Origin of the sequence: Azospira restricta, assembly GCF_016858125.1 — a bacterium.
Lineage (GTDB): Bacteria > Pseudomonadota > Gammaproteobacteria > Burkholderiales > Rhodocyclaceae > Proximibacter > Proximibacter restrictus.
In genome coordinates, this window is record NZ_CP064781.1 from 1,744,608 (window position 1) to 1,756,925 (window position 12,318).

A 12,318-nucleotide genomic window follows, 5' to 3' on the forward strand; every position below is an offset into this window, starting at 1 on the left:
CGCGCACAATGGCGGTGTTTCCGCTTACGGGGTTCCTCCAGCGTGGCCAATCCTGCGCGCCGTGCCGCGTACTTCGACCATCTCCTGCTGCTCGTCGGCTACGTGCTGCTCGACTGGGCGAGCTACATCCATCCGCTGTACGGGCTGAACATCACGCCGTGGAGCCCGGCGCCGGCGCTCGGCGTATTCTTCCTCGCCCGCCACGGCGGGCGCGCGGCGCCGACGCTGTGGCTGGCGATCCTCGCCGCCGACGTCTGGGTGCGCCAGCTGCCGGCCTCGCTGCCGGCCACCGCCGTCCTCGCCGCGGTGCTGATGCTCGGCTACTGGGGCATCGCCGAACTGCTGCTGCGGCGCGTCGGCGGCGTCGTCTTCGCCGACCGCCGCGGCATGCTCGCGTGGGGGGCGATCATCGCGCTCGGCACGCTGCTCAACAGTGCGTTGTTCGTCTCGCTGCTCGCGCTCGTCGGCCTGATCCCGGAGGGCGGCTGGCCGGCGGCGGCGCTGCGCTACTGGGTCGGCGACGCCGTCGGCCTGCTGGTGGCGATGCCGGCGCTGTGGATGCTGCTCGATGCCGGCGGCCGCGCGCAGCTGGCGGCAGCGATCCGCTCGCGCACGGCGATCGGCTACCTGGCGGCGATCCCGCCGTGCCTGTGGGTCGCCTTCGGCCTCGGCGCCGAGGCCGAGTTCAAGTACTTCTACGTGCTCTTCCTGCCGCTCGCCTGGGCGGCGGCGACGCAGGGCCTGGCCGGCGCGATGCTGGCGGCGGCGCTGCTGCAGGTGGGGATCATCCTCGGCGTCGAGTGGCTCGGCTACTCGGCGATCAGCGTCGTCGAGGTGCAGGTGCTGGCGGCGGTGCTGGCGCTGTCCGGCTTCTTCCTCGGCGTCATCGTCGACGAGAAGGAACGGCTCAGCCAGGAACTGCGGCAGACGCTGCGGCTGGCCGCCGCCGGCGAGATGGCCGGCGCGCTGGCGCACGAGCTGAACCAGCCGCTGACGGCGCTCACCGCCTACGGCGCCGCCTGCGAGGCGCTGCTTGCCGGCGGCGACCCGGCCCGGCTGCGCGACGTGGTCGGCCGCATGGTCGCCGAATCGGCGCGTGCGGCCGAGGTGCTGCGGCGGCTGCGCGACTTCTTCCGTACCGGCGCCACGCAGCTCGAGCGGGTGGCGCTCGACGCGCTGCTGGCGCCGGTCGTCGCCGCCTTCGCCGGCAAGGCGGCGAGCGCCGGCGTGGACTTCGTCGCCGATGCCGGCGGCGGCTGCGCGCTGCTCGCCGACCGCCTGCAGCTCGAGGTGGTGCTGCGCAACCTGCTGGCCAACGCTTTCGATGCGGTCGAGGCGCAGCCGGCCGGCCGGCGCCGCGTCGCCCTGCGCGTCGCCGTCGCCGACGATGCCGTGACCGTCAGCGTCGAGGACAGCGGACCGGGCCTGTCGGAAGCGCAGGTCGCGCGCCTGTTCGAGGCCTTCCAGTCGTCGAAGTCGCGCGGACTCGGGCTGGGGCTGGTGATCAGCCGCGCCATCGTCGACAGCCACGGCGGCCGGCTGTGGGCGGAGGCGGGGCCGGGCGGCGTTTTCCGGCTGCAACTGCCGGTGGAGGGCGAGGCGAATGAAGCATGAGGGGCTGACCGTATTCATCGTCGAGGACGATCAGTCGGTGCGCGATGCGCTGGGCCTGCTGCTCGGCCTGCAGGGCTATCCGGTGCTGCTCTTCGCCGGCGCCGAGAGCCTGCTCGAGGCCTACAGCCCGGCGTGGCGCGGTTGCCTGCTGATCGACATCCGCATGCCGGGGATCAGCGGCCTGGAACTGCAGCGGCGGCTGCTCGACAAGGGGTGCACGATGCCGGCGATCGTGATGACCGGTCACGGCGACGTCGAATCGGCGCGCGAGGCCTTCCGTGCGCGCGCCATCGATTTCCTCGAGAAGCCGGTGGACCACGGCCGCCTGCTGGCGGCGATCGACGAGGCCTTCGCGCAGCAGGCCGCCGTGCGCGGCGCCGCGGCGGCGCAGGCGCAGCTCGGCGAGCTGATGGCGCGGCTGACGCCGCGCGAGGCGGAGGTGATGAAGCTGGTCGTCGCCGGCCGCCACAACCGCGAGATCGCCGAACTGCTCGGCATCAGCGCGCGCACGATCGAGGTGCACAAGGCGCGGCTGATGGCCAAGCTGCAGGTGCGCAGCGTGCCCGATCTCGTCCGCCTGTGCCTGTCCTCGTCCGGCGGCGCCGGCGGCCTGCCGGGCGACTGAGGTTCAGCCCGGCAGCACGATGTCGGCGGTGCCGGGGCAGATCCGGCGCGGACATTCGCGCGTCGAGTCGATGCAGCCGCCGTCGGCATAGACCCCCTGCGGATCGCGGTAGCGCAGCATCGCGGCGAGGATCGCCGCGCTCGCCTCGGGATCGGCGAGGCTCTGCCGCACGCGCGCCTCGACCACCGTCTCGTCGATCTGCAGCTCGCCGTCGTCGTCGCGGCGGGCGGCGTGGCGCCAGTGATAGACCTCGATGCACTTGCCGGCCAGCGTGTAGGGCCGGTCGCGCTGCCAGAAGTTGCTGAACAGCCCGCCGCCCAGGTAGATCACCCACGACCCCTCGTAGCCCGGCGCGTCCGACGAATGCGCGTCGGGGTTGCGGAACCAGACGCGGTCGCCCGGCACGTAGTAGCGCGCCGGCAGCGGCGTCGCCATCGAGCCGTATTCGTGGAGGAAGGTGTCGTGGAAACGGCCGGACATGATCGCCCGCGTTTCCCATTGCCGCTGCAGCTGCCGCAGCAGCACCGGGTTGAATTCCTGCAGCGCCTCGGCGATACCGAGCAGGATCACGTACTCGGTGGCGCGGTAGCAGGAGAAGGCGTAGCACTTGCCGCTCACGTCCGGCTGCGTCGCCTTCCGCAGCGACGGGATCAACGGCTGGCCGGGAAGCAGCGTGAAGCCGGTGTCCTCGCGGTAGGTCCAGCAGCAGGCCGGGCGCTCGATGCCGCGCGGGTCGAAGCAGAGCGCGGTCTTCGCCGCGGCGGCGGCGATGTTGCGGCGGATGCCGACGGCGGCGGCGAATTCGGCGTGGCTCGGGTAGGCGAACTCCTGCGGCGAGGCGAGCAGCGCGACGACGATCTCGCGCTCGAGCGGGTCGGCGTCGGTGCCGTCGCCGGCAGCCAGCCGTTCCGCCAGCTGCAGCGTGTCGTGTCCCGGCAGCAGCGCGTGCGCGGCGTCGGCGGCGAGGCGGCAGGCGATGGCGTCGCCGTCGTCGTGCAGCTCGGCGAAGCGCTCGATGCCGAGGCGCTGCAGCCGCGCGCGCAATGCCGCCGCGCCGGCGCCGGGGCGTTCGCCACCGGCGCGCCCGATGCGCAGCCCGCGCACCCCGCTGTTCTGTGCGGCACCGCCGCTGCCTCCCGCATTGCCCAAGTCGCGCATGGCTTCCTCCTCCCGTGGTGATACCGGCATGCGATGTTCTTCTTGTTTTCATCGCATGTTAACACGCTGGGAATTGTCTGTGCCTGTCCGGAGAACTCGCTCGGCGGCTGCCGGCGGCCTTGCGTGCAGTGCGGAAAAGTGCCTGCCGGAACGCGGTCGGGTGGGCCGGCGACATGCGCGCGGCAGGGAGGGGGTGTCACGAATTCGTCAAAAATCCGAAAAATCAACTAGCAACTTGATCAATATACGGTGACTAATTGTTCAACTTGCCGGTCATTTTGATCAAATTCCCGGGTTTAGTTTAACCGGCCCTTCACCCATCATTTGCCAACTCAAAAGACCGTATTTGGTGCATTGCAACAAATACTCAGGAGACAAGCTGGCAATGCGCAAGCGGCATCGACCGCCGGTCGCGAAGCCGGTTGCATGTGCCGAAAGTGGAGACAGCGCCTGGCCATCGCCCGGAGCTTCCCCATTTACTCGCGGTCGCGCCTTTCCCGTCCAATGAGTTCGCTGTTCGCCGTCGTCCCGGCCTGGCCGGCGCCGCGGCGGCAGCGCGGGGGTTTGCGTCGGCCCGGCAGCGTCCGGGTCCGGCGAAGTAGTTGAAGTTTCGATGCAATTTTCCAAAGGAGGAGTCATGCGAGCATTTGCTGGTGTAGTCGGAGTGGTGGCGGGTCTGTCGATGCTGTGCGCGGGAACCGCGCAGGCACGCGACTGGAACGTGATCAAGGATTCGGGAACGATCGTCGCCGCCACCGAAGGGGCGTTCTATCCGTTCAATTACTTCGAAGGGCCGAAGCTGACCGGCTTCGAGGTCGAGCTGGCCGAAGCGGTCGCCGCCAAACTCGGGCTGAAGCTGGAGTGGCGCGTGGTCTCGTTCGACGCGCAGCTGGCCTCGATCCGCCAGGACCGCTTCGATTTCGCGATCGCCCCGCACGGCCATACCGAAGAGCGCGCCAAGTCGGTCGATTTCGCCAATCCGCACTACTGCACCGGCGGCCAGATCGCCGCCGCCAAGGACGGTCCGCTGACCATCGACGCGCTGAAGGGCAAGCTGGTCGGCGTGCAGCTGGCCACCAGCTACTACGAGAACGCCAAGAAGATCCCCGGCGTGCAGGAGATCAAGACCTACAAGGCCGACCCGGAAGCCTTCTCGGCGCTGAAGTCGAAGAAGGTCGACGCGTGGATCTCGGACAAGTGGCTGATCAAGTCGACGCTCGAGAAGAACGCCGATTCGGGCGTCGTCACCGGCGAGCAGGTGTTCGTCGAGCGCGTCTCGATGATCCTGCGCAAGAACAACAAGGACCTGAAGGACCAGCTCAACCGCGGCCTCGCCGAAATCGTCAAGGACGGCACCTACGCCAACCTGTCGCAGAAGTACTTCAAGACCGACATTTCCTGCCGGTAAGCGATCGAGGCGCTTGCAATGAACTGGACCAAAAAACATCCCGCCTGGGCGATGTTTGCGGCGATGATCGGCCTGCTGCTGTTCCTCTGGGGGATGGCGCTTCCGCTGTCCGCCGCGCCCGATCCGATCGGGCCGGCGGCCAAGCAGTTCGCCGAAGGCGCCCGCGTCACCGTGCTGCTGACGCTGATCTCCGGATCGGTCGGGGTGGTGCTCGGGGTACTCGCCGGGCTCGGCAAGCTGTCGTCGTTCGCACCGCTGCGGCTGCTCTGCGATTTCTACGTCTGGCTGATCCGCGGCACGCCGCTGCTGCTGCAAATCCTCTTCGTCTGGCTGGCCGTTCCGCAGATCCTGCCGGAGTCGATGCAGATCTCGGATTTCGCCTGCGCCGCGATCGCGCTGGCGCTGAACATCGGTGCCTACAACACCGAATGCGTCCGCGCCGGCATCCTCGCCGTCCCGCACGGGCAGGTGGAGGCGGCGCGCGCGCTGGGGCTGACGCCGTATCAGGGCTTCATGGACATCGTGCTGCCGCAGAGCATGCGCGTCGCGCTGCCGGCGCTCGCCAACAACCTCGCCTCGCTGGTCAAGGACTCGTCGCTGGCGTACGCGATCAGCGTCGTCGAGCTGACCATGGTGGGCTACCGGGTGCAGGCCGAAAGCTACCAGCCGATCCCGGTATTCCTGACCGTCGCCGCCATCTACCTGATCCTGACGACGGCATTCACGACGCTGACGACCGCGCTGGAAAGCCAGCTCGACGTCGGCCGCAAGCGCTGAGGGAGGACACGCGATGAGCAATACCGCAGCCAAGACCGTCACCCTGGTGCAGCCGGACAGCGCCAGGCCGATCATCAAGGCCACCTGCGTCGACAAGCACTTCGGCGCCTTCCACGCGCTGAAGAGCGTCTCGGCGAACTTCTACGAAGGGCAGGTGACGGCGATCATCGGCCCGTCGGGGTCGGGCAAGTCGACCTTCCTGCGCACGCTGAACCGCCTCGAGACGCACGACTCCGGAACCATCGAGGTCGACGGCATCGAGCTCAACGACGACCTGAAGAACCTCGACGCCATCCGGCGCGAGGTCGGCATGGTCTTCCAGAGCTTCAACCTGTTCTCGCACCTGTCGATCCTGCAGAACGTCACGCTGGCGCCGATGCGCGTGCGCAAGATGCCGAAGGCGCAGGCCGAGGCGAAGGCGCTGGCGCTGCTCGAACGGGTCGGGCTGAAGAACCAGGCGCACAAGTATCCGGTGCAGCTCTCCGGCGGCCAGCAGCAGCGCGTGGCGATCGCCCGCGCGCTGGCGATGGACCCGAAGGTGCTGCTGTTCGACGAGCCGACCTCGGCGCTCGATCCGGAGATGGTCAACGAAGTCCTCGCGGTGATGCGCGAACTGGCGCACACCGGCATCACGATGCTGGTGGTGACGCACGAGATGGGCTTTGCCCGCGAAGTCGCCGACCGCGTGATCTTCTTCGACCACGGCGTGATCCTCGAGGACACGACGCCGGCGGAGTTCTTCGCCAACCCGACGCACGAGCGGGCCAAGGCCTTCCTGTCCCAGGTCCGGCACGGCTTCTGAAACCCGCGGCGGATGCCGCGATTACCCATGTTTCCGTCCCGGCACGGGGGTGCCGGGCGGGCTGATTCAACCCAGGAGGAGCTCTATGAAACACAAACAAATCGTCGCCGCCTTCATCGCGGCCGGACTCGGCTGTTCGTCGTTGGCCTTCGCCGCCGGCGAAGCCGACCGCATCGCGCAGCTGGAAAAGCAGCTGAAGATGATGCAGGAGCAGATCGAGGCGCTGAAGTCCACCAAGGCCTCGTCGCAGGACGTCAAGGACCTGAAGGACCAGGTCGATGCGCAGAGCAAGGAAGTCGTCGTCGCCGGCGACATCCCGGGCTCGTTCCGCATCCCGAACACCGATACCTCGATCCGCCTGTACGGCATCGCCGAACTGAACTACGTCAAGGAATTCAAGGGCGACAACCGCAACTCCGACTACGCCAGCTACCTGCCGAGCGTGCCGCTGGACGGCACGACCGGCGGGCGTCGCCGCAGCGGCGAGAGCTACATGCATGCGCGCACCTCGCGCATCGGCATCGAGGGCGCGATGCCCAGCCCCTACGGCCAGCTCGGCGTCAAGGTCGAAGGCGACTTCAACAACAACCGCGGCGGCAGCAACGGCAGCGTGGTCGGCGGACCGGACGGCGCCGCCGGCTATACCAACGGCTACCAGTTCCGCCTGCGCCATGCCTACCTGACGATGGGGCCGTGGCTGTTCGGCCAGACCTGGGGCACCTTCATGGACGTCGACAACGCGCCGGAGACGATCGACTTCAACGGCCCGAACGGCAACACGACGATCCGCCAGCCGATGGTCCGCTACACCTACCAGACGCCGCAGTACGGCAACTTCATCGCCGCGCTGGAGAACTCGACCAGCTACGTGCTCGATCCGACCGGCGGCGGCCAGGGCGGCGTCTACACCATCGGCGAGGCGTCGGCGAAGAATCCGGACCTCGTGCTGCGCTGGGACAAGCCCTTCACCTGGGGCGCGGTCAGCCTCGGCCTGGTGTCGCATGAACTGCGCCTGGACGACGGCGACACCGGCAACGTCGACGACACGCGCCGCGGCTACGGCGTGCGCGCCAGCGGCAGCATCAAGGCCTGGGGCAACGACACCTTCTTCTGGAACGTCACCGCGGGCGACGGCATCGGCCGCTACATGAACGGCATCGAGGGCGCCGGCTACGACACCGTCCGCCAGCGCATCGTGCTCGAGCGCGCGGTCGGCCTGACGCTCGGCTACCAGCACCGCTTCAACGACCAGTGGCGCATGAACGTCGTCTATGGCGGCCAGCGTTCGCGCGACGGCGAGTACCGCGACTGGGCCATCGCCAACGGCCTCCATTCCGGCGCGACCGCCGGCCAGTGGGCTCTGAACAAGCGCCTCGACCAGCTTCACGTCGGCGCCATCTGGGCACCGATGAAGGCGACCGCCGCCGGCGGCACGCCGCCGGTCGAGATCGGCGTCGAGTACATGTACGGCCGCCGCGAGACGATCGCCGGCGAGCACGGCGACATGTCGCGCCTGAACTTCCTGGCCCGCTACAACTTCAACTGATCGGGCCGACCGGCCCTGCGTGCGGGCGGCGGTGGCAGCGCCGCCGTCCGCCCCCGATTGCGGCGCTGCCTCCGGGCGCGCCGCATTTTTCTTTTGGACAATCATGCCCGCCGACTTCTTCGCCACCGTCGCCCTGTTGCTGATCCTGCTCGATCCGCTCGGCAACATCCCGCTGCTGATTTCGCTGCTGAAGCCGCTGCCCGCGGCGCGCCGGCAGCGCGCGATCCTGCGCGAGAGCCTGATCGCCGGGGCGGTGCTGGTGCTCTTCGTCTTCGTCGGCGACTGGGTGCTGGCGGCGCTGCGCCTGTCCGAATCGGCGCTGGAGATTTCCGGCGGCCTGATCCTGTTCCTGATCGCGCTGGGCATGGTCTTCCCGCGCGGCAACGCCGCCGAGGGCGACCCCGAATTCTCCGGCGAGCCGCTGATCGTGCCGATCGCGATTCCGATGATCGCCGGCCCGGCGGCGCTCGCCACCGTGCTGCTCGCCGCGCGCCAGGCCGAGCAGCCCTACTCGCTGGTCGCCGCGATCTGCGTCGCGGTGGTGCTCAACACGCTGATCCTGCTCGCCGCCGGCCGCCTCGCGCGCCTCTTCGGCAAGGCCGGCCTGGCCGCGATGGAGCGGCTGATGGGCCTGGCGCTGACGGCGATGGCGGTGCAGATGCTGATCTCCGGCATCAAGGGCGCCTTCCTGACCGGGACCATGCCATGAGCCGCAGCCTCGCCAACGCGCTGATGCTGCTCATCGCGCTGATCTGGGGAACGACCTTCGTCGCCCAGCAGCTGGGCATGGACCACGTCGGGCCGCTGACCTACACCGGTGCGCGCTTCCTGCTCGGCGCCGCCTTCATCCTGCCGCTGGCGCTGCGCGAATACGCGCGGCTGACGCAGCGCGGGGTCGTCATCGAGGCGCGCGACTGGCTCGGCTGGTGCGGCCTCGGCCTGCTGCTGTTCCTCGGCGCGGTGCTGCAGCAGTACGGCGTCGCCATGACCTCGGTCAGCAACGCCGGCTTCCTCACCGCGCTCTACGTGCCGCTGGTGCCGATCCTGGCCTGGCTGGTCGGCCACGAACGGCCGCACCCGGCGGTCTGGCTGGCGGCCGCGACCTGTTTCGTCGGCACCTTCCTGCTCGGCGGCGGCCGTTTCGACGCCTTCAACATCGGCGACTTCTGGGTCATCCTGAGCACGCTGTTCTGGGCCGCGCACGTCCTCTACGTCGGCCGTCTGGCTGCCGGCAAGGGCACGCCGATCCTCGTCGCGCTGACCCAGTTCGTCGTCTGCGGCGCGCTCGCCAGCGTGCTCGCGCTGTGGCAGGAGCCGGTCACGCTGGCCGGGCTCGGCGCCGGCTTGCCGGCCATCCTCTACGGCGGCCTGCTCTCGGTCGGCATCGGCTTCACGCTGCAGGTCGTCGCGCAGCGGCATACGAAGCCGGCCGACGCCGCCATCCTGCTCAGTTCGGAAATCCTCTTCGCCGCCATCGCCGGCGCGCTGTATCTGGGCGAACGCCTGTCCGGCATCCAGCTCGCCGGCGGCGCGCTGATCTTCGCGGCGATGGTCGGCGTGCAGCTGGCGCCGCTGTTCGCCAGGCCCGCCGCCGAGGCTGCCTGAGCGAAGCGCAGAGCGCTTCGCGAAGAAGTGCTCCCGGGGTGCGCCTGAGCGATGTGCGCTGCACATCGTGAAGAAGTCCTCCCGGGGTGCGCCTGAGCGCCCCGGCCGGGCCGCTCAGGTCCGGTAGGTCGCCAGGTGGATGCTGGTCTCGGAGGTGTGGATGCCGCGGATCAGCCGGATCCGCTCGAGCACCGACGACAGTTCGTTGAGATTCTCCGCGCGCAGCTCGGCGAGCAGGTCCCAACGGCCGTTGGTGTCGTGCAGCGCGGCGACGCCGGGTTCGCCGAGCAGGCTGGCGATCACCGCCCGCGTCTCGTTGCCCTCGACGACGATGCTCATCCAGGCGCAGATCTCGTTCGGTTGCGAGTCCGGGCGCAGGCGCACCGTGTAGCCGACGATGACCCCCTCGTCCTCGAGCCGGGTGATGCGGTTGGTGACGGTGCCGCGCGACACCTTCAGGCGGTGCGCGAGCGTCGCGACGCTGGTGCGCGCGTTGGTCCGCAGCAGGCTGATCAGCTGTTGGTCCAGGGCGTCCATTTTGACACTCCGATAAAACGACCTATCAATTTGATTTGATTTTCGCCAAAACGTCAAATTTTGTGTCGTTCTGTTTGGCGGGCGCTTCTCCGATAATTTTTCCATCCCACCAAGGAAAGCCACGAGGAGATAAAAAGTGCAAACCACCCACCGCATCACCACCCGTTTTCTGAGCGCCGAGCGCGCCGCCGAGATGGTCGCCGAGAAGGGCCTGGCCGAATGCCTGCGCGGCATCGCCGACTACATCCACGCCGACTTCCTGCGCTGGAACGATTTCGAGAAGACGGCCCGCGTCGCCAACCATTCCCGGGATGGCGTCATCGAGCTGATGCCGATCTCGGACGCCGACCTGTACTCGTTCAAGTACGTGAACGGGCACCCGAAGAACCACCGTTTCGGCCTGTCCACGGTGATGGCCTTCGGCGTGCTGGCCGACGTCGATACCGGCGCGCCGACGCTGGTCAGCGAGCTGACGCTGACCACCGCGCTGCGCACCGCCGCGATGTCGGCGGTCGCCGCCCGCGCGCTGGCCCGCCCGGACAGCCGGCGCATGGCGCTGATCGGCAACGGCGCGCAGAGCGAGTTCCAGGCGCTGGCCTTCGCCGAGCTGCTCGGCATCGAGGAATTCCACCTCTACGACACCGACCCGGCGGCGACCGACAAGCTGCTCGCCAACCTCGCCCGCCTGGGCCTCTCCGCCCGCCGCTTCGCCAGCGCGCGTGAGGCGGTCAAGGGTTGCGACATCGTCACCACGGTGACCGCGGACAAGACCAACGCGACGATCCTGACCCCGGACATGGTCGAGCCCGGCATGCACATCAACGGCGTCGGCGGCGACTGCCCGGGCAAGACCGAGCTGCACCCGGAGGTGCTGCGCATGGGCCCGGTGTTCTGCGAGTTCGAGCCGCAGTCGCGGATCGAGGGCGACATGCAGCAGATGCCGGCCGACTTCCCGGTGGTCGAGCTGTGGCGGGTGCTCGCCGGCGAGGCGCCGGGCCGCCGCGCGGCGGCCGACGTGACCATCTTCGACTCGGTCGGCTTCGCGCTGGAAGACTACTCGGCGCTGCGCTTCATGCGCGACACCGCGGTCGAACTCGGCCGCGACGAGGAGATCTCGCTGATTCCGGCGCTGGCCGACCCGAAGAACCTGTTCGGCTTCCTGCCGGAGACCGTCGGCGCCCGCGCGCTGGCGTGCGCCGCCTGAGCGGCGACGCGATGGAGTTCAAGGACAGCGGCGGCATGCGACCGGCCAGCATCATCGGCGCGCCGACCGACATCGGCGCCGGCACCCGCGGCGCCAGCATGGGGCCGGAGGCGCTGTGCGTCGCCGGCCTGGTCGAGGCGGTCGCCCGCTACGGCTGCGACGTGAAGGATTGCGGTAACGTCGCCGGCCCGGCCAACCCCGGGCTGCCGGCGGTCGACGGCTTCCGCCACCTGCGCGAGGTGGTGCAGTGGAACCGGGCGCTCAACGCCGCCGTCTACGCCGAGCTGGTCGACGGCCGGCTGCCGATCATGATCGGCGGCGACCACTGCCTGGCGATCGGCTCGATCAGCGCCGTCGCCCGCCACTGCCGCGAGCAGGGGAAGACGCTGCGCATCCTGTGGCTCGACGCCCACGCCGACTTCAACACCGCGGCGCTGACGCCGACCGGCAACATCCACGGCATGCCGGTATCGACGCTGTGCGGCTACGGCCCGCGCGAGCTGGTCGAGATCGGCGGCTGCGTGCCGGCGATCCGTCCCGACCAGATCCGCCAGATCGGCATCCGCAGCGTGGACGAGGGCGAGAAGCGCTTCCTGCGCGAGGTCGGCATCGAGGTCTTCGACATGCGCTACATCGACGAGGTCGGCATGCGCCGCACGCTCGAACTGGCGCTCGCCGGGATGGACGAAAGCACCCACCTGCACGTCAGCTTCGACGTCGACTTCCTCGACCCGGAGATCGCGCCCGGCGTCGGCACCACCGTCCGCGGCGGGCCGACCTACCGCGAGGCGCAGCTGTGCATGGAGATGGTCGCCGACACCGGCCGCCTCGGCTCGCTCGACATCGTCGAGCTCAACCCCGCGCTCGACCACCGCAACATGACCGCCGAGCTCGCCGTCGACCTGGTCGAGAGCCTGTTCGGCAAGAGCACGCTGCTGCGCATGTACCAGCCCTGAACGCCGCTGCCGCGCGCGCCTGCCGGGCCGGGGAGCGGAACGCCGCCCCCGGCCCGTTGCACATCCAGAAAACAAAAAATCCCGGA

At 69.1% G+C, this 12,318-nt stretch carries 12 protein-coding genes; 10 read left to right on the plus strand and 2 right to left on the minus strand.

Going from position 1 to position 12,318, the window contains the following annotated elements; genetic code table 11:
* Nucleotides 1-42 precede the first annotated feature (42 nt).
* A complete protein-coding gene (locus IWH25_RS08565) occupies nucleotides 43-1,614 on the plus strand; it encodes a sensor histidine kinase (protein WP_203388886.1) in 1,572 nt (523 codons plus the stop codon).
* Nucleotides 1,604-2,239, plus strand: a complete 636-nt coding sequence (locus IWH25_RS08570) for a response regulator transcription factor (protein WP_203388887.1) — start codon at nucleotides 1,604-1,606, stop codon at nucleotides 2,237-2,239. Before IWH25_RS08565 ends, IWH25_RS08570 begins: the two co-directional genes overlap by 11 nt.
* A 3-nt stretch (nucleotides 2,240-2,242) precedes the next feature.
* On the opposite strand, the gene IWH25_RS08575 is transcribed toward IWH25_RS08570, so the two are convergent.
* Nucleotides 2,243-3,397 (minus strand): hypothetical protein, encoded by a 1,155-nt coding sequence (locus tag IWH25_RS08575; RefSeq protein ID WP_203388888.1) that lies wholly within the window; start codon nucleotides 3,395-3,397, stop codon nucleotides 2,243-2,245.
* Nucleotides 3,398-4,034: 637 nt separating this feature from the next.
* Here IWH25_RS08575 and IWH25_RS08580 point away from each other — a divergent pair.
* The 6 genes from IWH25_RS08580 to IWH25_RS08605 all read left to right on the plus strand — a co-directional run bounded on the left by IWH25_RS08580 (nucleotide 4,035) and on the right by IWH25_RS08605 (nucleotide 9,535).
* Complete coding sequence (locus IWH25_RS08580) at nucleotides 4,035-4,805, plus strand: ABC transporter substrate-binding protein (protein WP_203388889.1); 771 nt, start codon at nucleotides 4,035-4,037, stop codon at nucleotides 4,803-4,805.
* A gap of 18 nt (nucleotides 4,806-4,823) precedes the next feature.
* Complete coding sequence (locus tag IWH25_RS08585; RefSeq protein WP_203388890.1) at nucleotides 4,824-5,582, plus strand: amino acid ABC transporter permease; 759 nt, start codon at nucleotides 4,824-4,826, stop codon at nucleotides 5,580-5,582.
* Between the two features lie 70 nt (nucleotides 5,583-5,652).
* Nucleotides 5,653-6,384, plus strand: a complete 732-nt coding sequence (locus IWH25_RS08590) for an amino acid ABC transporter ATP-binding protein (RefSeq protein ID WP_238999072.1) — start codon at nucleotides 5,653-5,655, stop codon at nucleotides 6,382-6,384.
* Nucleotides 6,385-6,469: 85 nt separating this feature from the next.
* The gene (locus tag IWH25_RS08595; RefSeq protein ID WP_203388892.1) at nucleotides 6,470-7,930 is read left to right on the plus strand and encodes a DcaP family trimeric outer membrane transporter; all 1,461 of its coding nucleotides are present in this window, start codon (nucleotides 6,470-6,472) and stop codon (nucleotides 7,928-7,930) included.
* A gap of 103 nt (nucleotides 7,931-8,033) precedes the next feature.
* Nucleotides 8,034-8,639, plus strand: coding sequence for a MarC family protein (locus IWH25_RS08600; protein WP_203388893.1), 606 nt, complete (start codon nucleotides 8,034-8,036; stop codon nucleotides 8,637-8,639).
* Nucleotides 8,636-9,535, plus strand: coding sequence for a DMT family transporter (locus IWH25_RS08605; protein WP_203388894.1), 900 nt, complete (start codon nucleotides 8,636-8,638; stop codon nucleotides 9,533-9,535). The genes IWH25_RS08600 and IWH25_RS08605 overlap by 4 nt, the downstream gene beginning before the upstream one ends.
* A 114-nt stretch (nucleotides 9,536-9,649) precedes the next feature.
* On the opposite strand, the gene IWH25_RS08610 is transcribed toward IWH25_RS08605, so the two are convergent.
* Nucleotides 9,650-10,072, minus strand: coding sequence for an Lrp/AsnC family transcriptional regulator (locus tag IWH25_RS08610; RefSeq protein WP_203388895.1), 423 nt, complete (start codon nucleotides 10,070-10,072; stop codon nucleotides 9,650-9,652).
* Between the two features lie 136 nt (nucleotides 10,073-10,208).
* On the opposite strand from IWH25_RS08610, the gene IWH25_RS08615 reads away from it, so the two are divergent.
* Both IWH25_RS08615 and rocF read left to right on the plus strand, forming a co-directional pair.
* A complete protein-coding gene (locus tag IWH25_RS08615; RefSeq protein ID WP_203388896.1) occupies nucleotides 10,209-11,276 on the plus strand; it encodes an ornithine cyclodeaminase in 1,068 nt (355 codons plus the stop codon).
* A gap of 35 nt (nucleotides 11,277-11,311) precedes the next feature.
* Nucleotides 11,312-12,232 (plus strand): arginase, encoded by a 921-nt coding sequence (gene rocF / locus IWH25_RS08620; RefSeq protein ID WP_203389199.1) that lies wholly within the window; start codon nucleotides 11,312-11,314, stop codon nucleotides 12,230-12,232.
* Nucleotides 12,233-12,318: the final 86 nt, after the last annotated feature.

Bases quoted from the DNA above. Each gene is read 5' to 3' on its own strand.
- IWH25_RS08585 (WP_203388890.1), top strand. From the start codon at position 4,824: ATGAACTGGACCAAAAAACATCCCGCCTGGGCGATGTTTGCGGCGATG.
- IWH25_RS08595 (WP_203388892.1), top strand. From the start codon at position 6,470: ATGAAACACAAACAAATCGTCGCCGCCTTCATCGCGGCCGGACTCGGC.
- IWH25_RS08610 (WP_203388895.1), bottom strand. From the start codon at position 10,072: ATGGACGCCCTGGACCAACAGCTGATCAGCCTGCTGCGGACCAACGCG.
- IWH25_RS08600 (WP_203388893.1), top strand. From the start codon at position 8,034: ATGCCCGCCGACTTCTTCGCCACCGTCGCCCTGTTGCTGATCCTGCTC.
- rocF (WP_203389199.1), top strand. From the start codon at position 11,312: ATGCGACCGGCCAGCATCATCGGCGCGCCGACCGACATCGGCGCCGGC.
- IWH25_RS08575 (WP_203388888.1), bottom strand. From the start codon at position 3,397: ATGCGCGACTTGGGCAATGCGGGAGGCAGCGGCGGTGCCGCACAGAAC.
- IWH25_RS08605 (WP_203388894.1), top strand. From the start codon at position 8,636: ATGAGCCGCAGCCTCGCCAACGCGCTGATGCTGCTCATCGCGCTGATC.
- IWH25_RS08580 (WP_203388889.1), top strand. From the start codon at position 4,035: ATGCGAGCATTTGCTGGTGTAGTCGGAGTGGTGGCGGGTCTGTCGATG.
- IWH25_RS08570 (WP_203388887.1), top strand. From the start codon at position 1,604: ATGAAGCATGAGGGGCTGACCGTATTCATCGTCGAGGACGATCAGTCG.